This window comes from Undibacterium sp. Ji42W (assembly GCF_049340405.1).
Lineage (GTDB): Bacteria > Pseudomonadota > Gammaproteobacteria > Burkholderiales > Burkholderiaceae_D > Undibacterium.
Window position 1 is genome coordinate 77,040 of record NZ_JBMPOV010000015.1, and the last position, 23,537, is coordinate 100,576.

The window sequence follows — 23,537 nt, forward strand, 5'->3', positions numbered from 1 at the left end:
TGCTTTATTAAAATTCTTGTATACAAGATCGACTATTTTGCATTCAAAGTCAACTTGAATATATACTAGGCTGATAAATTAATTCGATATACAAAAAAATGAAAAACCGTTCAACCAGCTTGCGAGAAGAAATAGAAGAATTGATCGCAACAGGGCAACTACAGCCTGGCCATCATCTCGATGAAACCGAGCTTGCCGAGCGCTTTGGTGTATCCCGCACACCTATTCGTGAGGCATTAATACAACTGGCATCGATGGGCATCATAGAAATGCGGCCACGGCGCGGCGCCCAAGTCGCTACGGTCAGCCCACAGCAATTGGTGGAAATGTTTGAAGTCATGGCAGAGTTTGAAGCCATGTGTGGACGCATGGCTGCGCGCCGCATGTCCAAGCAGGAACAGGCAGATTTAAAAACGGCCCATGAAGCCTGTAAAGAAGCGCGTGATGCCGAAGACCCGGACGAGTATTTTTACAAGAATGAAGTGTTTCACTACCTGATTTATCGCGGCAGCCATAATGATTTTCTGGAAACTCAAGCAATGAATTTACACCGCCGCCTGCGCCCTTACCGCCGCCTGCAACTGCGTGTGCGTGACCGTGTTGCGAATTCTTATAATGAGCACGACCAGGTAGTACAAGCGATCTTGCAGGGTGAGGCAGAACTGACCGCCAATTTATTGCGCGGCCATATCATGATACAAGGGCAGCGTTTTGCCGATTTGATTGCATCGCTGCCTAGACAAGTTGCCTGAGTAACAGATGCAGGCACAGAAGTATACATAGAAGCAACTATGGCCGCTTCTGGTTCTCTGCTTTTTGTGTATCAAAGAAATAAGTCATTCGCTTGCGCGGGCTCAGGTAATCATACACGTCTGGTGCCAACTGGCCAGGCTTGAGACTGGCGGTGATGTCGAGTATGGGTTCGTGTATCAGGTCGAGGATGATGGCCTCGGACTTGGGAACGCTAGGGTCGTAGATCAACACGCTGGGGCGTAGCGGCTTGCTGGAATTGACTGCCACCACCATACCCAGGGTGCCGTCACTGAGTTTGACGATCGTGCCTGGTGGATAAACGCCCATGCAGCGTATGAACAGATTCAGGGCGGGTGCATCAAATTGCTTGCGCTGGTTGGCAAACATATAGGACATGGCTTCATAAGGGCTCAGGGAATCCGCCGGATTCGGTTTATTGCACAGGTTGTCATAGGTATTGGTGATGGCAACGATACGTGCCAGCGGCGAAATGCGTTCTGCCTTCAGTTGTTGCGGATAACCGCTGCCATCGGCCATCTCATGATGCTGCGCGATGATGTCGATGACGCCTTTTGGCAAGTTCAGTTTCTCGCCTATCTGCTGGCCATAATGGCTGTGCATCTGCAAGAGGTTTTGCTCAGCCTTGGTCAGCGCAAAACTCTTGTTGACAATACGGTCAGGAATTTCTACCTTGCCTATGTCATGGAACATGCACCCCATGCCGAGTTGCCGGATATCGTCTGCTGGAAAAGCCAGTTCCTTTGCCAGCATCATGGTCAGCACGGCGACATTCAGAGAATGATAATAAGCTTCTTCGCCAACTATCTTGTCGTTCATGAGATGAATGGCAATGTCTTTATCGACCAGCAAAGAGTCCAGCATTTGTTGCACCAGTTGCTCAGCTTCGCGCACCGATTCCTGCGGGCGTGAAAACAGATTACGGGTAATATTCTTGAGGGTGTTGGCTGCTTTGAGCAATTGCTTTTCGCATTGGGCAATGGCATTGCGTTCCCTGATCAGTCTTTCTATGCGGGATTTTTTCTCCGCTATCATAGCCAGCTCTTCAGGGCTCAGTGTCATGACTGGCTCAGGCTCGACAGATTCCGCTGTTTTTACTGGCGGCGGCAAGGGACGGTTATCTGATTTGGCCGGGCTGACCCGGATGGTTTTCAAACCCAGGTGCCTGATCGCCGTGATTTCGTCCTGGCTCTTGATCTTGAAACTATTGAGCGCAAACGAGTGCTCCAGCCAGGACATATCAAGATGTACATATAAACCTATGCATAACTGTTCTACGGGGACATCAACGGTAATTGGGGCTGCGCACATGGAAACACTTTAAAACTGAGATAGATGCATTGTAGCAAATGCCGATTTGCAAAACGCAGCAAAAGCGCTGAACATTGTTGCAGATCTTTTCATGCACGAGTCTGTGCAAATCAAAGTTTTTTTCACCAAAAATCTGATTCAAGGTTGACAAGCTTGCCCCGGATGTCGAATATGCCTGATGCCCATGCCATGCTTGCGGGCAGAAAACTCTAGCGATATTCCAGGATCAATCACATGACACGACCACTTGGCAGTTATAAATATTACGATTTTGTGATGGCAGCCTTTGTCACGGTTTTATTATGTTCCAACCTGATAGGCGCGGCTAAGGCTGCACAGGTGACCTTGCCTGTCCTGGGGACGGTGACGTTCGGCGCTGGCGTCTTGTTTTTCCCTATCTCGTATATTTTTGGCGATGTGCTCACCGAAGTATATGGTTATGGACGCGACCGCCGCGTGATCTGGGCAGGCTTTGGTGCCGTACTGTTTGCGGCCATCATGTCAGTAGTTGTGCTGGCGCTGACACCGGCAGCGGACCCATTCAATACCGAATACCAGACCCATCTGGCGGCGGTATTTGGGAATACTCCAAGAATTATCCTGGGCTCGGTCACGGCATTCTGGTGTGGCAGCTTTGTGAACAGCTATGTACTGGCCAAGATGAAAGTCGCGATGGAAGGACGGCATTTGTGGATGCGCACGATAGGTTCGACGATATGCGGCGAGTTTGTTGATTCCAGCCTGTTTTATGTGATTGCCTTTTACGGCATCTGGTCAGACAGCCAGTTGATCACCGTCATGGTCGCCCAATATATATTGAAAACCAGTTGGGAAGTCGTCATGACACCTGTGACTTATAAGGTAGTCGCCTTCCTGAAGCGCAAGGAAAATGAAGATTACTATGACAAGGATACTAATTTCACGCCTTTCCAGTTAAAGGTGTGAACCAAGTGCGGGCAGCAACAAACATTTCCCATCTAAAATTATCTTCCAGTTTGGCAAGCCTGCAAAAACAGGCTTGCTAAAGTTTTAGGCAATTTTACCGTTCTAAGTGCGAACAGCCTTACTTTCAGCACTCATGACATGTTCCCCTTAAAAGTATTCCGCATCTTTGAGCAAGCCGCAGAAATGCCGCATGCCAGCAGCCAGCACCGCAGCCTCGGTGCTCAGGGGCAACCACCTAATGGTAAAGCCAGCGGTGAAGAAACCACCTGGCCAGAAATTGAACGCCGTCAGACCGACAACAGGCGAAATGCCGATCGCCGCGAAAAACAGCAGGCCATTTTACTGAATACCCGCAAATTGCAAGGCAGACGCAAAGATCCGGGAAGACGCTTAAGCGACAAGCTGGCAGCCCCCAATTCGCGTATTCATTTCTCTATCAAGGGTTGAGTGCTGGTTTTCAGTGACCTGCACTGATACCCAGATTACGCAATATGCGCTCAATCAGGCACCTCTTGGCAAGGCAGCCCTGCATACCTGCTGCGAATTAAGGGAAAACAGGTTCCAGGTAGTTATGGAAAGGTATATTTTTTATATGTTTTAGCAGGGTTTTTGCAGAAGTTTTTTGGTATGCAACGAAAAAGCAATATCCTTATTTGCGCAATTACGCAAATAGTAAATTGAGTGTGCGCAACTTTCGAGACTCAGGGTATGATAGGGATATTCCCACTACCACATTGACTTTCATGGACGGATTATCTGATCAGGCTTTGATACAGATTGCCCATTATTTTTCGGCGCTGGCTGAGCCTACCCGCTTGCGCATCTTGAATTGCCTGCGCGAAAAAGAACACAATGTAGGTGACCTGGCCGAGCGTTGCCGCTGCTCGCAGGCGAACATCTCACGCCACCTGTCCACGCTGGCCAAGCACGGCCTGGTGGCACGCGAAGGGCGTGGGACTTCGGTGTATTACCATATTGCTGATGAATCGATTTATGCGCTGTGTGACTTGGTGTGTGGCAATGTCGCACGACAACTGGAATCACAGGCTGCAGTCCTGAACAGTGTCAGCAATCGTAGCAGCATCAATTAAGCCATCGCACGATAGACCAGGCTGGCTGCAACACACAAGAGCAAACCCACAAAAATCATCTGCACTTTTTTTGCCGGCAATTGCAAGGCGATGCGTCTTGCCAGCAACATGCCACCTACCGTAGTGGCAACAAACAGGCCTGATAGCAAAGCGGGCAGTTGCGCGCCACTCAGCAAGGCAGAGCCAACGCCCATCGTACCCACGATGCTGACGACCAGCAATGAAGTCGCCACCGCCACATGCATGCTGGCATTGGTGTAATGCCTGAGCATGGGAACAATGACAAAGCCACCGCCTACACCCAGCAAGCCCGTCATGAAACCGGACACGGCGCCTATGCCGGCAATCACCGCTCCCGTCTTGATTGACCATTCAAAGCGGCCAGTAGTGGCATTGATACGTGCCATGGCAGCACGCTGGCCATCATCACAGACAAGCGAGCGCAATTGCACTATCAGCCTTACCGCCACCACACCCAGTATCAGGGCGAATACCAGCATCAGCCACTGCTGAGACATGCGATGAGCGACTTGCACGCCCAACAGGGTCGGCAAGCTGCCAGCGACAGCCATCAGAATGGCGGCACGATAACGCACCAGCTTGCGCATGAGGCCTTCTATTGCACCTATCAAGGCTGCGCTGCTGACGGCCAGCAAGGCTACCGGCATGGCTTGCTGCATGCTGAAGCCCTGGGTGTACACCAGCGCTGGCACTGCCAGTATGCCACCACCGGCCCCGGTCAGGCCCATGACGAGACCGACCATGGCACCGATGAGTGCCACCACAAGTTCTGCTACAGAGATGAACATATCAGGTGTCTGGATTAAAAAATATGCGAGTAGACTATTGTAGTTAACACAGAAGTGAAAGACGCTTACCCGGCGATTAGGGCAGGATGCAAAGCACAGCGATAGTGGTGCTATCGTGAGCATTTGCAACGCAGCGATCATCGTCGCGCAAGCGGAAGGCACGCTGTATTAACTACAAAAGTTCACTATAGTATTCCTGTCATGTTCCTGCGTCGAGTCTTGAACCTGGTTTGATCCCGCACAAGCATGCTAAATGTCAAAATCAGCAACATTTTTGTTATTATTCGAGAACTCATTTCATCGCCATGCGCGAGTTCATCATGAATCCAGACACCAAGCCACACGTACACAGTTTTTTCGATACGCAAACCTGCACCGCCACCCATATCGTATTTGATGCGCCTGGCGGCCATGCGGCGGTGATAGACCCGGTACTGAATTACGAACCCAAATCAGGGCATACCACCAACAAATCTGCCGACCAGGTGCTGGAATTTCTTGCGACAAACAAACTGAGCTTGCAATGGCTGCTGGAAACCCATGCCCATGCCGATCATTTATCAGGGGCGCAATACCTCAAAAAAAAAGCCGGTGGCAAAATTGCCATAGGCAAGAATATCAGCGCGGTGCAAAAAGTATTCAAGGTCATGTTTAATCTGGGGTCGGACTTCCCGGTAAATGGAGAACAGTTTGACGTGCTGTTTGTGGATCAGGAAGAATTCTCCATTGGTCAATTGCGGGCCAAGGCGATCAATGTTCCTGGGCATACACCGGCGGACCTGGCATATATCATTGGTGACTGTATTTTTGTCGGCGACACCTTGTTCATGCCTGATGTTGGTACTGCGCGTTGCGACTTTCCTGGCGGGGATGCGGCTCAGTTATACCACTCGATACAAAAACTCTTGTCCTTCCCGCCCGATACACGGCTATTTCTGTGCCACGACTATCCGCCTGCGGGGCGTGAAGTCTGCACACATACCAGCGTAGCCAGACAAAAGGCAGACAATATCCATGTGCGTGATGGTGTCAGTGAAACTGAATTTGTCGCCTTGCGCCAGAAGCGTGACAGCGGGCTGGAAATGCCTTATCTGTTGATACCGGCAATACAAATCAACATCCGCGCAGGCGCCTTGCCGAATGCTGAAAACAACGGCATACGCTATTTGAAAATACCATTGAACAGTCTTTAAAACAGCAGCCAGCCGAGATAAGCAAATACTTACCAACCCAATAATAATAATAATAATAATAATAATGGAATGCTAAAATTTTTCACTTGAGGACTTTTTTCTATCCCGGTATTTCAATTTGAGCTTCACCTCCACTTCCAGAGAAATTCATGGCGAGCATCAAAATCAACGGCAAGGGTCTGTTCTTTCGTGCCCAGAATGCGGCTGTTACCTCCAGCGCACAAACTCTGACATCGGTCTTTTTCATGACCAATCAGATGCAAGCCAGCTAGGCGGGTAGAGGACTGAGTTACACAACAGGAGTGAGCATGCCAACGGCAGGCAACATTACTTCCGTCACTGTTTTGGCGCTTTATGCAGACTGATGCTGACTGGTGCTGACTGGTGCTGACTGGAGCGGTTAGCACCAGTCAGCACTAATTCAAACTATCCCTGAAAAATTCTGCAAACTGGTCTGGCGGCAAAGGCCGTGAATAATGATAGCCCTGCACTTCATCACATTGCTGCTGCCGCAAAAATTCCAGTTGCTCTGCGGTTTCCACACCTTCGGCTATGGTCATCAAGCCCAGGCTCTTGGCCATGCTGATAACGGCACTGACGATGGCACGGTCTTCCGGGTCGCTGGTGATATCGCGCACAAAGCTTTGGTCTATCTTCAACTTATAGACTTTGAATTTCTTCAGGTAACTGAGTGAAGAATAACCGGTGCCAAAATCATCGATGGACATGCGTATGCCACGTTCATGCAGATTGTTCATGACAGCGATGGCGCCTTGCGGATCATGCATGGCCACGCCTTCTGTCAACTCCAGTTCCAGACATGCTGCCGGCATATCCGCCTCTTGCAATATGCGTGTGACCAGCGCAGGCAGATCATGATGGCGAAACTGGACGGCGGACAGGTTCACCGCAATCAATAAATCTGGCAAGCCACTGGCCTGCCATTGCTTCCATTGTTTTGCTGCCGCGCGCAAGACCCATTCACCTATGGGTAAAATCAAACCGCTGTCTTCTGCTACGGGGATGAATTCTGCGGGTGAGACATTTCCCAGCACGGGATGGTGCCAGCGCAAAAGTGCTTCTGCGCCGAGTACATGGCCAGTTTGCATGGACAGTTGCGGCTGGAAATGCAACCGGAATTGCTGCTTCTCCAGCGCCTGGCGCAAAGCATTCACCAGCTCCAGGTGACGGGTGGAGCGTTCCTGCATTTCCTGGGTGAAGAAGCGGTAAGAATTACGTCCTTCACGCTTGGCCCTGTACATGGCGGCGTCAGCATTGCGCGACAATGTTTCGAGGTCTTTGCCATCATTCGGGTAAATCGCAATACCCATGGAGGCAGTCACGTTCAAATCATATTCACCGAGGTGGAATGAAGTGTTCACAACCTGCATGAGCTTTTGCACAACTTGTTCGACCTTGTGTTCATCGACACCGGTTAACAACAAAATGAATTCATCGCCACCGAGGCGCGAAATCGTATCGTTCTCGCGCATGGCAGCAACCAAGCGTTTGGCCAGCTCTACCAGCAGGATGTCACCTAGGCTGTGACCAAGGGTGTCGTTGATGTCCTTGAAATGGTCGAGATCAAAAAAGATGACCGCCAGCGCATCCTGATTACGTTCTGCTAGGCTCAGTGCATAACGCGCCAGTTCATCCAGCAGGGTGCGGTTCGGTAAACCTGTCAGCGCATCATAATGCGCGAGATATTTGATACGCTCTTCGGTACGTTTTTTATCGCTGATATCTTCCTGTATCGACAGGAAATGCGTGACCACACCCTCGCTGTTCCTGATAGGCGAGATATGGGCAAGATCAGTATGATCAAGTCCATCGGCATAACGGTTGATCAACTCGCCCTTCCAGTTTTCGCCCTGGCCCAGTTGTTGCCACATGTCGGCATATACTTCTGGCGAGGTCTTGCGCGAACGCATGATACTGGGTTTGCGGCCGATGACTTGCCGGAGTTCCTTGCCTGCATTCTTCAGGTAAGCCGCATTCGCATATTCTATGTTGACCGCCATATCAGTAATCACAATGGCATTCGAACTTTGTTCGACAGCCTGCGACAGCTTGTGCAAACTTTCTTCAGACTGTTTGCGCTCCATGCCTATGGCAATGAGGTTGGCGGCCATCTCCAGCAAGTTCAGCGAGAAGGTATCTGGCACTGAAGGCCGGTGGTGATAGATGGCAAATGCGCCTATCACCTTGCGCTCGGCAGAGCGTATCGGTTCTGACCAGCAGGAACGCAAATCACATTGCTCTGCCAACTCCCGGTAATCGCGCCAATAGGCATGGGTAGAAATATCCGTGACTATCGTGCGCTCACCGGTGAACAGCGCGTTACCACATGAACCTACACCCAGACCTATGGGCTCGCCTTCTATGGCGCGGGTAAAAACCTCAGGCAGGCTCGGGGCTGCACCGGTACGCAAATGTATGCCATCCTTGTCCAGCAACATGATGGTGCACAGACAATCGGGCAACAAGGATTCAACCTTGAGGACGACATCATGGAACAATTCTTTCTGGGTGGTATTGGCAGTGATCCGCTCCAGCATGTAGCTGCGCAATTCTTCCATCTGCAAGGCGTGCAGACGTTCATCTTCAAGCTCAAAGCGGTTCAGGACATGACTGATATCGGTGGCAAACTCCATCAACAAATCCCGCACTGCCTCGTCAAAGGCATTTTCGTTTTCTGCATACAGATTGAAAGTGCCCACCACTTTGCCACTCTTAAGCAAAGGCAAGGCAGCAAAAGCGCGCCAACCTTGTGCCGCACCACGCTCATGCCATGCCGCCATCAATTCATCACGCAGGAAATCCTGGCACCAATATGGCCGGTTATGCAGATAGGCCACGGCACTAGGGCCATGCTTGTCTGCCTGCTCAGGGTGTACAGTAAGCTGCAGGCCTTCAAGATATCCAGCTCCGGCGCCATAGAAGGCAACCGGGTTAAGTACTTGCCGGGCTTCATCCACCAGACCTATCCAGGCCATTTTCAAACCGCCTATGGTCACGGCATTTTCACAGATGCGCGGCAGTAGATCTTCCTTGTCGTCCAGACGGAGAATGGACTGATTACACTGGTTAAGTGCATTGTACAGCCGGCTAAGCCGCTCGCTTTTGCGTGCTGCCAGTTTGCGCGCCTCATCTGTCTCGGCCAGTCTGGCCTGGGTCAGCGCCAGCCAACCCATGATGCTTTCTTCCATGCCCGGTTTGACGACAACAGGTGTCGTGAAGTTGCCCTTTCCCAGGTTGATGAGGCTGGCAGATACTTCATGTATGGTGCCACCCAGGCTCCTGTTAAGAGAGCGGTAGGAGCGCCACAACAGGCCCACCAGCAGGATGCCAAGAAAAATAAACAGCATGCGCAGCCGCAGTGCAAACTGTGCTGCCTCTTCGACCAGGTCCACGCCGCGCTTTTCCATCAAGTCACTGGCCTCGGCAATAGGACGTAGTATCGCCAGTTTGGCCAGACGGTATCGTTCATCATAGAGTAAGCCGCTGGCCTGATCCCTGGTTTCATTCACATTCAGACCAGGGTGCTCGATCAGATACATGGCCCGGTACTCTATTGCTGTCAGGGCATCAGAATTTTGCTTGGCCTGTTCCAGCAGTGCGAATTCTTTTTGCGTGATACCTGTTTTGCGAATCAGGTCCATCAGCGGGATGCGTAAATTCGCTTGGGCAGTTTTTTCAGGGGCGGCAGGATAACTGGCTGGCACCAGATCCCAAAACAAGTTTTGTCCTAGCGAAGCTGGCCGGTCAGCCTTGCCATTGCGCACGTCGAGAATGTGCTGGTAATAACGTTTGTAGTCAGGGTTGCCAGTGACCACATAGCTGCGCACCATGCGCGTCAGGTCTTCTGAACTTTGCTGTAATTCCTGCGACAGTGCATGGGACTCAAAGCGCAAGTCATTGAGACGATCGACAGTTTTTTCTGAATACACATACCAGCCAAACACTGCAGTGAACACAGCAAATACCATCAGTGTCAGCCAAAAGCTGCGCGCATAGGTGGATAAGCTGTTTTGAATGGCCATTGCTTCAGTGCTTTCATGAACCGGGCAACAAAAGTCAGCAGGACATGCTGACCACGGTAAGCGACTATTCTAAAACAAGTTTCTTTTGAGGCAAGCTCTAATTACCCAGGTGTCTCGCCTAAGCCTCGGATTTGGGATGTATCCTGACCAGAATGATACGCGGGCCATTCATTTTCTTGACGACGGCATCAAAGCGTTCAAATTCGACTTTCTGGCCTTCCACCGGCAAATCACCTAGTTTGTGCATGATCAATCCACCTATGGATTCGACTTCATCACTATCGACATCAAAGCCAAGCGCACTGCCCAGCGTGAACAACGGCAGGCTGCCTTTGCCTATCAGGGTACCATCGTCCAGTGTCGTCCAGTCATTTTCATTCTGGCGAAATTCATCACGTATCTGGCCCACCAGGGCACTCAGCAAATTATCCAGCGTCAAAAACCCGACAGGCTTGCTACCGCGAACTCCAACAATGGCGAAATGTGGCGCGCCCTTGCGAAAGCGACGGAACAACTCCAGCGCAGGCATGGTCGGTGGCACAAATTCAACCTGGCGCAAATGCTTGCTCAAGTCATCCAGCGGCTTGCCAGCCTGTTGCGCGAGGAACAGGTCTTTCAGATGCAACATGCCGAGCACGGTTTCTTCATCTTCATCAAAGTAAGGGTAACGGCTGAAGCGGTTACGCGTTGCGGTCTGCATGTTTTCTTCAAGGCTGGCGCCTTTGTGCATGGCCACGACTTCATTGATGGGGCGCATCAGGTCAGAAATTTCGAGGCCACCAAAGTCCAGCACCTGGGCCATGATGCTCCATTCATCACGGGTTTCTTTCTTGCCACCATGGCTGCCGCGCAGGATGAGCTTGAGTTCTTCAGGCGAATAATGGGCGTCACCACCATGTTCTGCACTCAGGCCTATCCATTTCAAGACCTTGTTGGAACTGAAGTTCAATGTCCAGATGGCTGGATACATGCTCCAGTAAAACGCATACAGAGCAGGCGCGGTCCACAAAGAGACGCGTTCAGGCATACGTATCGCCATCGATTTGGGCGCCAACTCACCGACCACGATATGCAGAAAGGAAATAACAAAGAAAGCGAAAAAGAATGAAATGCCGTGTATCAACTCTTCAGAGTCTATCCCGACCAGGGAAAATACTGGATGCAACAGGCGGGCAAAGGCGGGCTCACCTATCCAGCCCAAGCCCAGGGAGGCCAGGGTGATGCCCAGTTGACAGGCGGATAAATAGGTATCCAGGTGTTGATGCACCGTGAATAAAAGGCGGCCTCGCAAACCGGAAGTCTTCGCAATACTGCGCACCCTGGTCTGACGCAATTTCACCAGACCGAATTCTGCCGCCACGAAAAAGCCATTCAACAAGACCAGTAACAGGGCAGCCAGCACCAACAATAAATTATCCAACGCTCAACCTTTTTTATGAACACCCCGATACTTTAGACTAAATTGCCTCTTTTTGCATGCAAATGCAATGGCTTACCTCGCGCTGCTCTTGAAAAAACAGCAATTCGCCACATCTGTTTAAGTTCTATGCATGCTACTGGAAGGCACACTATATTCCTACTAGTAGCATGACAAAACCCATGAATTGCGTTAAAAGCTTATGTTCATGGCATTTTGAGGAGAAAGGTTTGAGCTTGGACAGTGTTTTAGCGGAAATTGAAATCCGCCTTGGCGAATATCCTGCACTCAATGATATCCAGCACTTGCGTGATCTGATTGCAGAAATTCGCCCCCCCCGCCCGCAAGATACAACCAGGGCCACCGATAACCTGCGTGCCCTGTGCTTTGTACTGCAAAGCAATCCGGCGTGGCGCAAGGCCTTGCGCTGTTACCTGATACAGGTATTGACCACGCGCAAGCTGGTGCATTTGTTCACCGATGTAGGTATCACCCAGAATACCGGCTTCTGGTCGGTGGCCAGGCAAAGATTGATGAATAAGTTCTTGCCGCCATTGGTCAATGACGCCTATATCAAAGACGTGTTTGGTCAGTTGTTTTATAAAAAAACCGACCATATCTGGATCAATGCAGTCGCAGACCAGGCCTGGATGGATTTGCTCAGGGCCATAGGTTTTCGCGCCCGCGCTCCTCGCAACACCTATGCCACACTGACCAGTGAAATCCTGAGTGCCGTCCAGGTGCTGTCTTACCGCATCACGAATATAGGCCTGGAAGCCGAACTGGTGCGTAATTACCCTGACATAGAAAAATTCGAGTCGCCTTTCCTGCGCCAGAATGACGCCATCAATGACTATGTGATTTGCTATACCAAATGGCTGGCAGACAAATCGCATGAACGGGAAGACGGCAAACATATCGAAGTCTTGCTGACGCAGTGCGAAGACATCGCCAACCGCATACGCCGCACCGCCGCCTTGCAAGGTGTCTCAATCAGCCTGACACGCCTGCTGCTACAGTTAATGCAAAGCATAGCACGCTTGCGCCAGTTGCTTGATATGCTGGACAGCCGCAGCACAGACCATGCCGCCGCCATAGGCACGAGCCTGTTCAAGGAATTGTCTATCGCAGAAAACCACAGCCATAGCCTGCGCAATCTGATGCAAAGCAATACTGAACTCTTGTCGCTGCAAGTGACCGAAAGAGCCGGGAAAAGCGGTGAGCACTATGTGACCAATAATCGCGCAGAATGGCTGGAGATGTTGCGCTCTGCCTTGGGAGCTGGCTTCATCGTCGGCTTCATGGCGCTGATCAAGATTTTGTTTGGCACCCTGGCGATGGCCCCCTTTGGTTACGCAGTGCTATACAGCCTGAATTATTCAGGTGGTTTCATGCTGGTGCACGTACTGCATTTCACCATCGCCACCAAACAACCTGCCATGACCGCTGCCCTGCTGGCACGCGCCATTGATGGCGGCAAACAAAAGCTCGATGAACTCGCTGAACTCATCGTGCGCGTGTTGCGCTCACAATTCATTGCCATTATCGGCAATATTGGTCTGGCCATGCCTACTGCGTATGCCATTGCCTGGGCGTGGGTGTCCATCACTGGCAAGCATCTGGTGTCACCAGAAAAAGCCCAGCATTTGCTGCATGACATAGACCCCTTTGGTAGCATGGCCTTGCCACATGCGGCCATCGCCGGGGTCTGCCTGTTTTTGTCTGGCTTGATTTCAGGCTATTACGACAACAAGGCCAGCTATGGCAACATCCCCGAGCGTTTGCGCCAGTTGGGTTGGCTAAAGCGTCTTTTGGGTGAAGCACGATTGCTGCGTGTCACCACTTACATAGGCAACAATCTTGGCGCGTTGGCAGGAAATTTTTTCTTTGGCATCATGCTTGGCACCATAGGTCAATTAGGTAGTTTCTTTGGCTTGCCGATAGATATACGCCACATCACTTTTGCCAGCGCGAACTTTGCCTTTGCGCTGGTCGGTCTTGACAATATCATGAGCTGGCAAGTGGCGGCCTACTCCCTGTTTGGCATCATGTGCATAGGCATGGTGAACCTGGGTGTCAGCTTCAGCCTGGCGATGCTGGTGGCCTTGCGTTCACGTCGTATCAGTTTTGGGCGGGGTGGCTTGCTGACGGTTTTGCTGTGGGCACGCTTCAAGGAAAATCCCCGTGCTTATTTCTTCCCCTCCAAAGAGGGTGCAACAGAAAATGGCGAGCAAAAAGAAACTGAAGTGGAAAAGGAAAAGAAAGAGTGAGCTAAAAGGCTGGATCATTTTTCATCCTGAGCTCTGACACATCGCTGCGCCCGTCAACCAAATGACCGGCGCAGCGTTAACATGAGGTCAACTCTTTTCCAAGGTATCCCATGAAAATATTGCCTGTCCTGCTTGCCAGCTCTATCGCCCTGCTCATGACACAACCTGCCAGCGCTCATGAATATGACGGACTGATCAAGGCCAAGAAATATGCTGAAGCAGAAAAAGCAGCGAATGCAAAATTGACTACTGATGCCAATAATGCTGACGCCTTATTGGTGAAAGCAGAATTGATACTGGCAGAAGGCAAGCTCGATAAACTCGATGAGGCGGCGAAATATGCAGAACAATGTGTCAGCGCACACCCGCAACTGTCTGAATGTCATGAAATGCTGGGCAATGTATTAGGCACCAAAGCAACTTCGGGCAGCATGTTTGCTGCCATGTCTTACGCTGGCAAGATACGTGATGCCTTTATCAAGGCGATAGAACTTGACCCAAAAAATTACAGCGCACGCGGATCATTGCTGCAATATTATTTGCAAGCACCAGCAATTGCCGGTGGTGGTAAAAGCAAGGCACAGAATCTGGTCATAGAAACTGCCAAGGTAAACAGCGCTGCGGGTAATTTATTGCAGGCCAATATGGATCTGGCAGACGACAAATTTGCCAGTGCAGAAACAGCGGCGCTGACAGCCATCCCTGGCAACGTCGAATCCCTGAGTAAAATGCAGCGCAGCGCCTTATATAATCTGGGTGCTTATTATGTTCAGCAAAAGAAATTCAGTGATGCCGAGCGTATTTTTAGCGATATTCAACAGCGCTACCCTGACAAATACCAGGGTGCTTTTGGCATGGGCCGCTCCATGCAGGAACAGGGCAAGTACAAGGAAGCGATAAGCTGGTTTGAAAAAGCCCAGACACTCGACACCAATGCAGGCGTCTATTACCGCCTGGGACAATGTCTGCAGGCCACGAATGACAAACCCAAGGCGATTTCCTATTTTGAAAAAGCATTGGCGTACAAACCTGGTCTAAGCAAAAAATTTCGCGCAGATGCAGAAGATCAGTTAAAGGTCTTGAAAGCCTGAACGGATAGTAAGCACTCCATCAGCCATCTTCGCAATGAAAAACGGCCATGACTTACTAATGGTAGTAAGTCATGCTTTTTTAACCTCCTCCAACTCGTCAAACACGATGATTGTGAAACCGGATCATCATGTTTGACGCAGGTCAATGAATACAAGAATGCTGGCCCTCTCATGATTTAAGCTCAGGAGAAGCAGCTTACAATTCTGCTTCATCCCCCTTCCCGGCTCCATCATGAAAACCGCCACTGCATCTAAACGATTCATTCCGCATAGTTTGCTGGAAGATGTGCTGGCGATTATCACAGGCACTTTGCTGGTTTCTCTCGGTATCGCTTTATTCAATCAGGCAGGTTTGCTAACAGGTGGTACAGCCGGTCTAGCCTTCTTGCTGCATTACACTACCGGCTGGTCATTTGGCACGTTGTTCTTTTTGATCAACCTGCCATTTTACTGGCTGGCGTGGCGGCGCATGGGCTGGCATTTTACGCTCAAGACTTTTTGCGCAGTGGCGCTGGTCTCGGTATTTTCCAGTCTGCATCCCAAGCTTTTTCACCTGACTGCGATGACTGCTCTGACACCCTTCTATGTGGCCTTGACAGGTGGCCTGATGATGGGGGTCGGGTTCATCGTTTTATTCCGCCACCAGGCCAGTCTGGGTGGGATCAATATCCTGGCACTGTATCTGCAAGAGAAACGTGGCATACGTGCGGGAAAATTGCAAATGGGTCTCGATTTCATCATCGTTCTGGCATCACTGGCAGTGGTCACACCGATGGCTTTGCTGGCATCTTTACTGGGTGCTTTCGCCTTGAACCTGGCGGTCAGCCTGAACCACAGGCCAGGGCGCTATATGGCAATGTGAAGTTTGGCGATGTAATGCATAGAAAATCAGTCCAGCGCAGCACGGTATTGCGTCGGCGACATCTGCAAGCGTTTTTGAAATACCCTGCGCAACTGGTCATCACTACCAAAACCACAGCGTGCCGCGATCGTCTTCACCGGCAAGGTCTGTTCAGACATATCTGCCAGCAATTGCCGGGCAAATTCAATGCGTGCAGTCTCAATAAACTCTGTCGTGCTGACACCTACTTCATGCTGGAACAAGCGGGTAAAATTGCGCAAGCTCATGCCTGCCATTTTTGCCAGTTGCGATACTGGCAGGCGCTGGTGCAAGTTGGACAATATCCATTGCTGCAGTTCACGGATATTGGTTTGCGCCGTTTTCTGGCTCATCAGGTGCGTGCTGAATTGTGATTGTCCACCAGGACGTTTTAGGTAGACCACCATGTCACTGGCAACTTCCAGCGCCAGTTCATGACCGCAATCATCTTCCACAAAGGCCAGTGCCAGGTCAATGCCGGCAGTGACGCCAGCAGAAGTCCACAGGTTGCCGCTGCGGATAAATATCGCATCGGCATCGACCTGCACGGCAGCAAAGTCATCTTGCAGTTGTTGGGCCACACTCCAGTGGGTGGCCGCATGTTTGCCATCCAGCAAACCCGTGCGGGCCAGAAAAAAAGCGCCTGAACATAGTGCCGCCAGGCGTTTGATCCTAGTCGCAACTTCAGCGACCCAATCGATGATGGCCTGATTGTCTGCCAGCGCCTGCTGTATATGCCTTGAACCGACGATGATGACATCATCTGGCAACACCAGGGTATTGATGAGCTTGCTGGCTTCGAGGCACATCAGGGTATCTGAACGCACAGAGCCCAGATGCGCCGCCGCAATCTTTACATCATAGGCAGCAGGCTTGCCCTGGCGCTGTAAATGGATATTGGCATATTCAAATACCGACATGGGGCCTATCGCTTCCAGTGCCTTGAAGCCGGGGTAGATCACAATATCGACAGTGCGCGCTAAAGTGGATCGCTTGACCACGCCTGACTTGGTTGCTTTAATCGACTTCATTATCAGCTCTGGCTCAATAAACTTAAATAAAGCGTTCATCATAATCGAAACAATGTAACCCGTCTTTTTAAGCCATTCTTAACGCAAAATCGGCCAGACATGCAAAAAGATGACAGAGTCACTGCGCTTTAAAGCACAATCAGCAAACTCATTTTAGCGTCAGATCAAGACCCTCATTTAAAGGACAGCCATGAAAACCAAAGCCGCCATCGCCTGGAAAGCCGGAGCACCACTGACGATAGAAGAAGTTGACTTGCAAGGACCGCAAGCTGGCGAGGTGCTGATCGAAGTCAAAGCCACTGGCATTTGCCATACTGACTATTACACTCTGTCCGGTGCCGACCCTGAAGGCCTGTTCCCGGCCATACTCGGTCATGAAGGCGCAGGCGTCATCGTCGATACCGGCCCGGGCGTCACCAGTGTGCGCAAGGGTGATCATGTAATCCCCTTGTACACGCCAGAATGCCGCCAGTGCAAATTCTGCCTGTCACGCAAAACCAATCTGTGCCAGGCCATACGCTCTACCCAGGGTCGTGGCCTGATGCCGGATGCTACATCACGCTTCTCACTCGATGGCAAGCCGCTGTTCCATTACATGGGTACATCGACTTTTTCCAACTACATCGTGGTACCTGAAATCGCCGTCGCCAAGGTGCGCGAAGATGCGCCCTTCGACAAGATTTGCTATATCGGTTGCGGCGTTACTACTGGCGTTGGTGCGGTGGTTTTCACAGCCAAGGTTGAAGCCGGTGCGAATGTCGTGGTGTTTGGCCTCGGTGGTATAGGCCTCAATGTCATCCAGGCCGCCAAGATGGTCGGTGCTGACAAGATCATCGGTGTGGACCTGAACCCAGCGCGTGAAAGCATGGCGCGCCAGTTTGGCGTGACCCATTTCATCAACCCGAACGAAGTAGAAAACGTGGTTGACCACATCATCCAGCTGACAGATGGTGGAGCAGATTATTCCTTTGAGTGCATAGGCAATACCAAAGTCATGCGCCAGGCGCTGGAATGCTGCCACAAGGGCTGGGGTAAATCCATCATCATTGGCGTGGCAGAGGCAGGTGCAGAAATCTCCACCCGCCCCTTCCAGCTCGTCACTGGCCGCGAATGGAAAGGCTCAGCTTTTGGTGGCGCCCGTGGCCGCACAGACGTACCAAAAATCGTTGACTGGTATATGGAAGGCAAACTGAATATCGATGATCTTATCACCCACCGCCTCCCGCTGGAACGCATCAATGAAGGCTTTGACCTTATGAAGAGTGGCGAGTCAATACGTTCTGTGGTGTTGTTCTGATGATGCAGCGCGAATCCAGCAATAATGCAACAAACGGCGCAGCAGATGATGCAGAAGAAGTGACTTTGCTGAGCCAGCACGCCTGCCATGGCGGCGTGCAGCGCTTTTATCAGCATGAATCTGCCGAAATAGGCTTGCCCATGCGGTTTTCCGTCTACCTGCCACCACAGGCCATGGCGGGTGCAACCTGCCCTGCAGTCTTTTATCTGGCTGGCCTGACTTGTACAGAAGAAACCTTCATGATCAAGGCGGGTGCGCAAGCCATTGCTGCACGCGAAGGCATCATCCTCATCACGCCGGATACCAGCCCGCGCAATGCCAACATCCCTGGCGACAGCGATGCCTGGGATTTTGGTGTGGCTGCCGGTTTTTACCTGGATGCAACGCAAGCGCCCTGGAACAAGCACTACCGCATGCACAGCTACATCGTCGCCGAACTGCTGCCCATGCTGCTGGCCAGCCTGCCCATGGACACATCGCGCGTCGGCATCATGGGACACTCCATGGGTGGCCATGGGGCCCTGGTACTGGCCTTGCGCCATCCAGACTTGTTCAGCAGCGTATCTGCCTTCGCCCCTATCGCCGCACCCAGCCAATGCCCGTGGGGACAAAAAGCCTTCACCGGCTACCTGGGAACTGATGAAAGTGCCTGGGCCGATTATGACGCCACAGCGCTGATGCAAAAGCAAAACCAGCCACCCTTCCCCAAAGGCATTTTGATCGACCAGGGATTTGCCGATAAATTTTTAGCAGAGCAACTGCATCCTGAAAAATTTGCCACGGCCTGCACCGCAGTCGGCCAAGCACTGACGCTGCGCTACCAGCCTGAGTACGATCATGGTTACTATTTCATCAATACCTTCATTGAAGACCATTTGCTGCACCACAAACAGCAATTGACTGCCTGATACTTCTCATTAGCGAGTTAACAATAGCTTGTTCCAGATGCACCAAACTGGAACAAGCACTCTATTTCTGTGCGTTTCTCGTTTAACCGTCATCTTTATTGTGTAAAATCGAGCGACTTCGTCGCGCATTTTTGCGCATACTTCAGAACGACATAACCAGAAAGCAAGAGATGAGTAAAGTAGTCATCAGCGGCACCGGCCTGTACACGCCTTCCCAGTCCATTTCCAATGAAGAACTGATCGCCAGTTTCAATGCTTATGTCCAGCAACACAATGCGCAAAACGCCGCCGCCATCGCCAGTGGTGAAGTAGCCGCACTGGAAGAATCCAGCGTCGCCTTCATCGAAAAAGCCTCAGGCATCAAATCCCGCTTTGTCATGAACAAAGAAGGCGTGCTCGACATCAATCGCATGGTGCCGCATATCCCGGAACGCAGCGATGAAGAGCCATCCATCATGTGTGAAATGGCCGTAGCAGCTGCCAACCAGGCGCTGGAACGTGCAGGCCGTAGCGCTGCCGATATCGACGCTGTCATTTGCGCCGCCAGCAATATGCAACGTGGCTACCCTGCCATGGCTGTGGAAATCCAGAATGCCCTGGGCATAGATGGCTATGGCTATGACATCAATGTCGCCTGCTCATCTGCTACTTTTGGCATACAGGCTGCTGTCACCGCCATACAAAGCGGCCAGGCACGCGCAGTATTGGTCGTCGATCCAGAGATCACCAGCGGCCACCTGAACTGGCGCGACCGTGACAGCCACTTTATTTTTGGTGATGCCTGCACTGCCATCATCGTAGAACGTGCTGACCTGGCGACATCCAGACACCAGTTTGAAATCGTCGGTCTGAAACTCAAGACCCAATTTTCCAACAATATCCGCAACAACTTCGGTTTCTTGAACCGCGCTGATGAAAGCGGCATAGGCAAGCCAGACAAACTGTTCCGCCAGCAAGGCCGCAAGGTATTCAAGGATGTCTGCCCCATGGCCGCAGCCGTGATCACCTCGACGGTGCAGGCAGCCGACATCGCCATCCCGGACGTCAAACGCTATTGGCTGCACCAGGCCAACCTGAATATGAATTTGCTCATCGCCCGCATGATTTTGGGCCGTGATGCCTCCCCAGAAGAATCACCAACTATTCTGGACACTTATGCCAATACCTCTTCGGCCGGCTCCATCATTGCCTTCCACAAGTACCAGGATGACCTGGAAGCGGGCAATGTCGGTGTCATCTGCTCATTTGGCGCTGGTTATTCGATAGGTTGCGTGGTCGTCAAAAAACTGGCTTAATCCCAATTTGCAAACAAGCATCACAAGCAAAATAAAAGGCCGCAGATGCGGCCTTTTATTTTGCTTTTTTGTTTAGCTGATAAATCCTTGTTTATTTACATACCCAAAGACTTCAGCAGTTCAGAGTTTTCGTCATCATCAGGCGCTGCTGGCGCAGACGATTTTTGTTCAGAAGCCTGCTCAAAATCCAGCAAGGCATCTGCGTCAGTCACTTCATGCGCATCAAAGTCATGCAGCTTGATAAATTCGGTCCTGTCTATCGCCAGCTCCAGATAGAAAATATTGTTTTTCTCAGTGAAGAAAGACACACGGCGCAACTCCGGCCTGTCCAGCGGTGTATCCACACTCAGCATGACCTGTTTGGTTAGTACCAGCATCTTGGGCTGGTTTTGCGTGATATTGGTTTGCAACTCACGGCGCACCTTGCCAGTAAAGTCACCGACGATCTGGTTCATCAACTCACCCAGGATATTCGCGACTTCATCCGAGGTAAAAGAAGATGCCAGCTCAGACTTGGGCATGCCCATGTTAAGCATGTATTTCTCGTAGATCTCCAGTGCCGTATCACCATCAAAATTCAATACGACCAGACCAGAAAAGCCACCGTCAAACAACACAAAGCAACCGATATCCGGTTTCAAACCAATCTTCGTGATGCGCTGCACCATAGCAGAATAATGGACCTTGCTGTTCGTGGCGACATTTAACACCCGTATCACCGAGTTGCACAAACTGGTCAACAAGTCCTCAGTACCATACACAACACTAGTTTCTTCCGTGGCCATGACCAACTCCTGAATTTGTTACATGAAAAATCAATCCACCCCACCCAATGAACATTAAGCGCCGCAAGCCCGCGGTCACACTCAACATCCTGGCAAAATAGAGACACAGCATTCCCGCCCCGGCTTCATCGGTAACGGCAACACGAAACTTATCTGGAATAGCAATTAACAGCATACTCCCACTATGGATTACAAGACATCCCCAAAACCAGCCAAGCACATCCCCTATTGAACAGGCACAAAGTTTGTTGGAATAATGAAAGAATACTGAAGCGATAGCGCCCCGTCTACATGTTTCATGCAATGGGGGGTGATTTGAGGATGTTCGGCTTTAAGTGCGCTTGACGGGATGTTGCTAATTTGCAAGCCTTAGCTATGTAATTCCCAGCTAAGCAATCAACACTGTGCTTATCTGTTCGTTTGCTAGCTGAATTGACCATGTCAGTTTGATCCACCTTCCACTTCCTGGCGAAGACGGCCACCCGGTCATACGACCCCTCAAATCCCAGTTCTTTCAGATCCAAGTGAAGCTGTTTTAAGCTGCGTCTCTGCTTGCGATTTTTACCCGCTTCGGTTTTAAGCCAGCTTGAAAGCTGCAATGCATATTTGTCGATCGCACTGCTTGTTTGTCGCTCCGCAGAGGCTGGCTCTGTGACTTCAGAGCGCAGATAGCGCCGGACAGTGTTGTGAGAGATGCCCAGTCGTTTGGCAATCTCCCGTAATGGAATCTGGTCACAAATGTGCCAGCGTCGAATAATACCGAGTAATGCCACGTCAATCACTCCTGTCCCCCTACTCATCAAGATAAGTAGGATTGTGTGCTAAACGTGGGTCACAATAGATGCAATTTATCCATTGGGTCAATTTTCAGTGCAAATCAACATTCAGACCATTCAATGAAGCAATAAGTCGCGCCATGGATGTATTGATTGTTTATGAAATTAGCTTTTCATTTTTTGCGACATTGAATATATTATTAGCGAACGTTCATCTTGGCAAATCATTAAATTTAAACGACTCAGTTTAAGATGTATATCTAAATTTTTCTATGCGGCAATATTTTATTGCAAAAGATACTGTCTTTTTACACCCGCCCACATGTCATTTTGATTTGTAGGCAAGTGGAACATATCCTCAATATGCAAATAAAAATTCACGCAAACTAAGAATTTCAATTTATTACTGTCAGTTCACAAAATGTTTTGAATACGTCACATCCCGAACTGCTTCAAAATGTTTTGCGCAGTCTCAATGCGTGTCTGATTAGGATAATTCTTGTTGGCCAGGATGACGATGCCCATGTTCTTTTCGGGCACGAAGGCGATGTAGGCACCAAAGCCAGCAGTGGCTCCTGTTTTGTGGATATAGACGTTTTTACCCGGTGTGAACGGTGGCGTAATTTTGGTAACGGGCGTGGCGTCAAAGGCCATGTGCTGGGATGAGCCTGTGATCACGGCAGCAATATCTGTAGGATAGGGGTAAAGTTCCCACACCAGACTCTGGGTCATGCCACCCGCTTTAAAGTAGCCGGTGTGGGTGTTTTTCAGGGCGGCTGCAAATTCGGAGGAGAGTTCCATCTTGCCCAGATTCGCGCGGATGAATTGCACCAGGTCGCTGGCGCTCGTTCTGACGCCGTAGGCTTCTGTCGAGAGCACATCTTCGCTCATGCGTACCGGGGTGTCGTCTTTTTTATAGCCTTGCGCATAGTTTGCGCGTTTGCTTTCTGGTACGACAATATAACTATTATTCATGCCCAGAGTGGGGAATATCTGTTCCTGCATAATGGTGGCAAAGGGCTGTTGCAGACTCTGTGCAGCGATCACGCCGAGCAGCCCTATGCTGATATTGCTGTAAGTGCGGTATGTGCCCTGGCGGTGCTCTGGCTTCCAGTTCTTGAGATAGGTGATCAGTTGTTCGTCACTGGTCACTTCATCCGGCACCTGCTGGGGCAAACCGCCCGTCGTATGCGTTGCCAGGCTCAGCAGGCTAGTCTCGCCAAACTGCGAGCCTTTGAGGCTGACAATGTGGTCAGCGACCTTGTCGTTCAAGGCCAGTTTTCCACTGCCCTGTGCCAGCGTGGTCATGGCGGCGATGAAGGTTTTGCTGATGGAGCCTATCTCAAACAGGGTGGTATCGGTGACAGGAACATTCCCGGCTTTGGATGCGAGGCCGTAGTTGAACACATATTGTTTGCCATTGACGAAAATACCAACGGCCATGCCGGGGATGGCATTTTTTTCCTTTACCGGGAGTATGACTTCATCAACGACGCGTTTGAGTTGGTCAGTTTCTGCACTCGTGGCTGTCAGGCTGAACATGGCTGCGATGAATAAGATACTGATTTGATAGAAATGCAAGGCGACTGATTTCATTTTATTTTCCTAAAAATTTTTTAGCTGT

At 50.7% G+C, this 23,537-nt stretch carries 20 protein-coding genes; 12 read left to right on the forward strand and 8 right to left on the reverse strand.

What is annotated here, in order from left to right; genetic code table 11:
- The first annotated feature begins 98 nt into the window (after positions 1 to 98).
- Complete coding sequence (locus ACO0LG_RS26195) at positions 99 to 752, forward strand: GntR family transcriptional regulator (protein ID WP_423030990.1); 654 nt, start codon at positions 99 to 101, stop codon at positions 750 to 752.
- 37 nt (positions 753 to 789) lie between these two features.
- Here ACO0LG_RS26195 and ACO0LG_RS26200 read toward each other — a convergent pair whose 3' ends face one another.
- On the reverse strand, positions 790 to 2,082 hold the full coding sequence (locus tag ACO0LG_RS26200) for an HD-GYP domain-containing protein (protein ID WP_423030992.1): 1,293 nt from the start codon (positions 2,080 to 2,082) through the stop codon (positions 790 to 792).
- A gap of 234 nt (positions 2,083 to 2,316) precedes the next feature.
- Between ACO0LG_RS26200 and ACO0LG_RS26205 the strand changes: the two genes are divergently transcribed.
- The 3 genes from ACO0LG_RS26205 to ACO0LG_RS26215 all read left to right on the forward strand — a co-directional run bounded on the left by ACO0LG_RS26205 (position 2,317) and on the right by ACO0LG_RS26215 (position 4,118).
- Positions 2,317 to 3,027, forward strand: a complete 711-nt coding sequence (locus ACO0LG_RS26205; protein ID WP_423030994.1) for a queuosine precursor transporter — start codon at positions 2,317 to 2,319, stop codon at positions 3,025 to 3,027.
- Positions 3,028 to 3,165: 138 nt separating this feature from the next.
- Positions 3,166 to 3,474: a hypothetical protein gene (locus ACO0LG_RS26210; RefSeq protein WP_423030996.1), complete on the forward strand. Its 309-nt coding sequence runs from the start codon at positions 3,166 to 3,168 to the stop codon at positions 3,472 to 3,474.
- A gap of 296 nt (positions 3,475 to 3,770) precedes the next feature.
- Positions 3,771 to 4,118: an ArsR/SmtB family transcription factor gene (locus ACO0LG_RS26215; RefSeq protein ID WP_423030998.1), complete on the forward strand. Its 348-nt coding sequence runs from the start codon at positions 3,771 to 3,773 to the stop codon at positions 4,116 to 4,118.
- Here ACO0LG_RS26215 and ACO0LG_RS26220 read toward each other — a convergent pair.
- On the reverse strand, positions 4,115 to 4,927 hold the full coding sequence (locus ACO0LG_RS26220; protein WP_423031000.1) for a sulfite exporter TauE/SafE family protein: 813 nt from the start codon (positions 4,925 to 4,927) through the stop codon (positions 4,115 to 4,117). The genes ACO0LG_RS26215 and ACO0LG_RS26220 overlap by 4 nt on opposite strands.
- Before the next feature lie 320 nt (positions 4,928 to 5,247).
- Between ACO0LG_RS26220 and ACO0LG_RS26225 the strand changes: the two genes are divergently transcribed.
- Together ACO0LG_RS26225 and ACO0LG_RS26230 are read left to right on the forward strand one after the other, a co-directional pair.
- Complete coding sequence (locus ACO0LG_RS26225; protein WP_423031002.1) at positions 5,248 to 6,120, forward strand: MBL fold metallo-hydrolase; 873 nt, start codon at positions 5,248 to 5,250, stop codon at positions 6,118 to 6,120.
- A gap of 149 nt (positions 6,121 to 6,269) precedes the next feature.
- On the forward strand, positions 6,270 to 6,392 hold the full coding sequence (locus tag ACO0LG_RS26230) for a hypothetical protein (RefSeq protein WP_423031004.1): 123 nt from the start codon (positions 6,270 to 6,272) through the stop codon (positions 6,390 to 6,392).
- A gap of 144 nt (positions 6,393 to 6,536) precedes the next feature.
- Here ACO0LG_RS26230 and ACO0LG_RS26235 read toward each other — a convergent pair whose 3' ends face one another.
- Positions 6,537 to 10,163, reverse strand: a complete 3,627-nt coding sequence (locus tag ACO0LG_RS26235) for a bifunctional diguanylate cyclase/phosphodiesterase (RefSeq protein ID WP_423031006.1) — start codon at positions 10,161 to 10,163, stop codon at positions 6,537 to 6,539.
- A 118-nt stretch (positions 10,164 to 10,281) separates the two neighbouring features.
- Positions 10,282 to 11,583: a hemolysin family protein gene (locus ACO0LG_RS26240; RefSeq protein WP_423031008.1), complete on the reverse strand. Its 1,302-nt coding sequence runs from the start codon at positions 11,581 to 11,583 to the stop codon at positions 10,282 to 10,284.
- A gap of 227 nt (positions 11,584 to 11,810) precedes the next feature.
- Between ACO0LG_RS26240 and ACO0LG_RS26245 the strand changes: the two genes are divergently transcribed.
- The 3 genes from ACO0LG_RS26245 (at position 11,811) to ACO0LG_RS26255 (ending at position 15,803) form a co-directional block, all read left to right on the forward strand.
- Positions 11,811 to 13,850, forward strand: coding sequence for a site-specific recombinase (locus tag ACO0LG_RS26245; RefSeq protein WP_423031010.1), 2,040 nt, complete (start codon positions 11,811 to 11,813; stop codon positions 13,848 to 13,850).
- A gap of 110 nt (positions 13,851 to 13,960) precedes the next feature.
- Complete coding sequence (locus ACO0LG_RS26250; protein ID WP_423031012.1) at positions 13,961 to 14,941, forward strand: tetratricopeptide repeat protein; 981 nt, start codon at positions 13,961 to 13,963, stop codon at positions 14,939 to 14,941.
- A gap of 232 nt (positions 14,942 to 15,173) precedes the next feature.
- Positions 15,174 to 15,803 carry a YitT family protein gene (locus tag ACO0LG_RS26255; protein ID WP_423031014.1) on the forward strand — a complete coding sequence of 210 codons (630 nt, stop codon included), beginning with the start codon at positions 15,174 to 15,176 and terminating at the stop codon, positions 15,801 to 15,803.
- Positions 15,804 to 15,829: 26 nt separating this feature from the next.
- Here the strand turns inward: ACO0LG_RS26255 and ACO0LG_RS26260 are convergent, their stop codons facing one another.
- Positions 15,830 to 16,852: a GlxA family transcriptional regulator gene (locus ACO0LG_RS26260; protein WP_423031016.1), complete on the reverse strand. Its 1,023-nt coding sequence runs from the start codon at positions 16,850 to 16,852 to the stop codon at positions 15,830 to 15,832.
- A 190-nt stretch (positions 16,853 to 17,042) separates the two neighbouring features.
- Between ACO0LG_RS26260 and ACO0LG_RS26265 the strand changes: the two genes are divergently transcribed.
- From ACO0LG_RS26265 to ACO0LG_RS26275, 3 genes are all read left to right on the forward strand, one after another.
- The gene (locus ACO0LG_RS26265) at positions 17,043 to 18,149 is read left to right on the forward strand and encodes an S-(hydroxymethyl)glutathione dehydrogenase/class III alcohol dehydrogenase (protein ID WP_423031018.1); all 1,107 of its coding nucleotides are present in this window, start codon (positions 17,043 to 17,045) and stop codon (positions 18,147 to 18,149) included.
- The gene (gene fghA / locus ACO0LG_RS26270) at positions 18,149 to 19,057 is read left to right on the forward strand and encodes an S-formylglutathione hydrolase (protein ID WP_423031020.1); all 909 of its coding nucleotides are present in this window, start codon (positions 18,149 to 18,151) and stop codon (positions 19,055 to 19,057) included. Before ACO0LG_RS26265 ends, fghA begins: the two co-directional genes overlap by 1 nt.
- A gap of 170 nt (positions 19,058 to 19,227) precedes the next feature.
- Positions 19,228 to 20,352 carry a beta-ketoacyl-ACP synthase III gene (locus ACO0LG_RS26275; RefSeq protein ID WP_423031022.1) on the forward strand — a complete coding sequence of 375 codons (1,125 nt, stop codon included), beginning with the start codon at positions 19,228 to 19,230 and terminating at the stop codon, positions 20,350 to 20,352.
- Between the two features lie 95 nt (positions 20,353 to 20,447).
- Here the strand turns inward: ACO0LG_RS26275 and ACO0LG_RS26280 are convergent, their stop codons facing one another.
- The 3 genes from ACO0LG_RS26280 to ampC form a co-directional block, all read right to left on the reverse strand.
- The gene (locus tag ACO0LG_RS26280; protein ID WP_423031024.1) at positions 20,448 to 21,137 is read right to left on the reverse strand and encodes a DUF3334 family protein; all 690 of its coding nucleotides are present in this window, start codon (positions 21,135 to 21,137) and stop codon (positions 20,448 to 20,450) included.
- 296 nt (positions 21,138 to 21,433) lie between these two features.
- Positions 21,434 to 21,910: a hypothetical protein gene (locus tag ACO0LG_RS26285; protein ID WP_423031025.1), complete on the reverse strand. Its 477-nt coding sequence runs from the start codon at positions 21,908 to 21,910 to the stop codon at positions 21,434 to 21,436.
- Between the two features lie 438 nt (positions 21,911 to 22,348).
- The gene (ampC, locus tag ACO0LG_RS26290) at positions 22,349 to 23,509 is read right to left on the reverse strand and encodes a class C beta-lactamase (RefSeq protein WP_423031027.1); all 1,161 of its coding nucleotides are present in this window, start codon (positions 23,507 to 23,509) and stop codon (positions 22,349 to 22,351) included.
- Positions 23,510 to 23,537 lie beyond the last annotated feature (28 nt).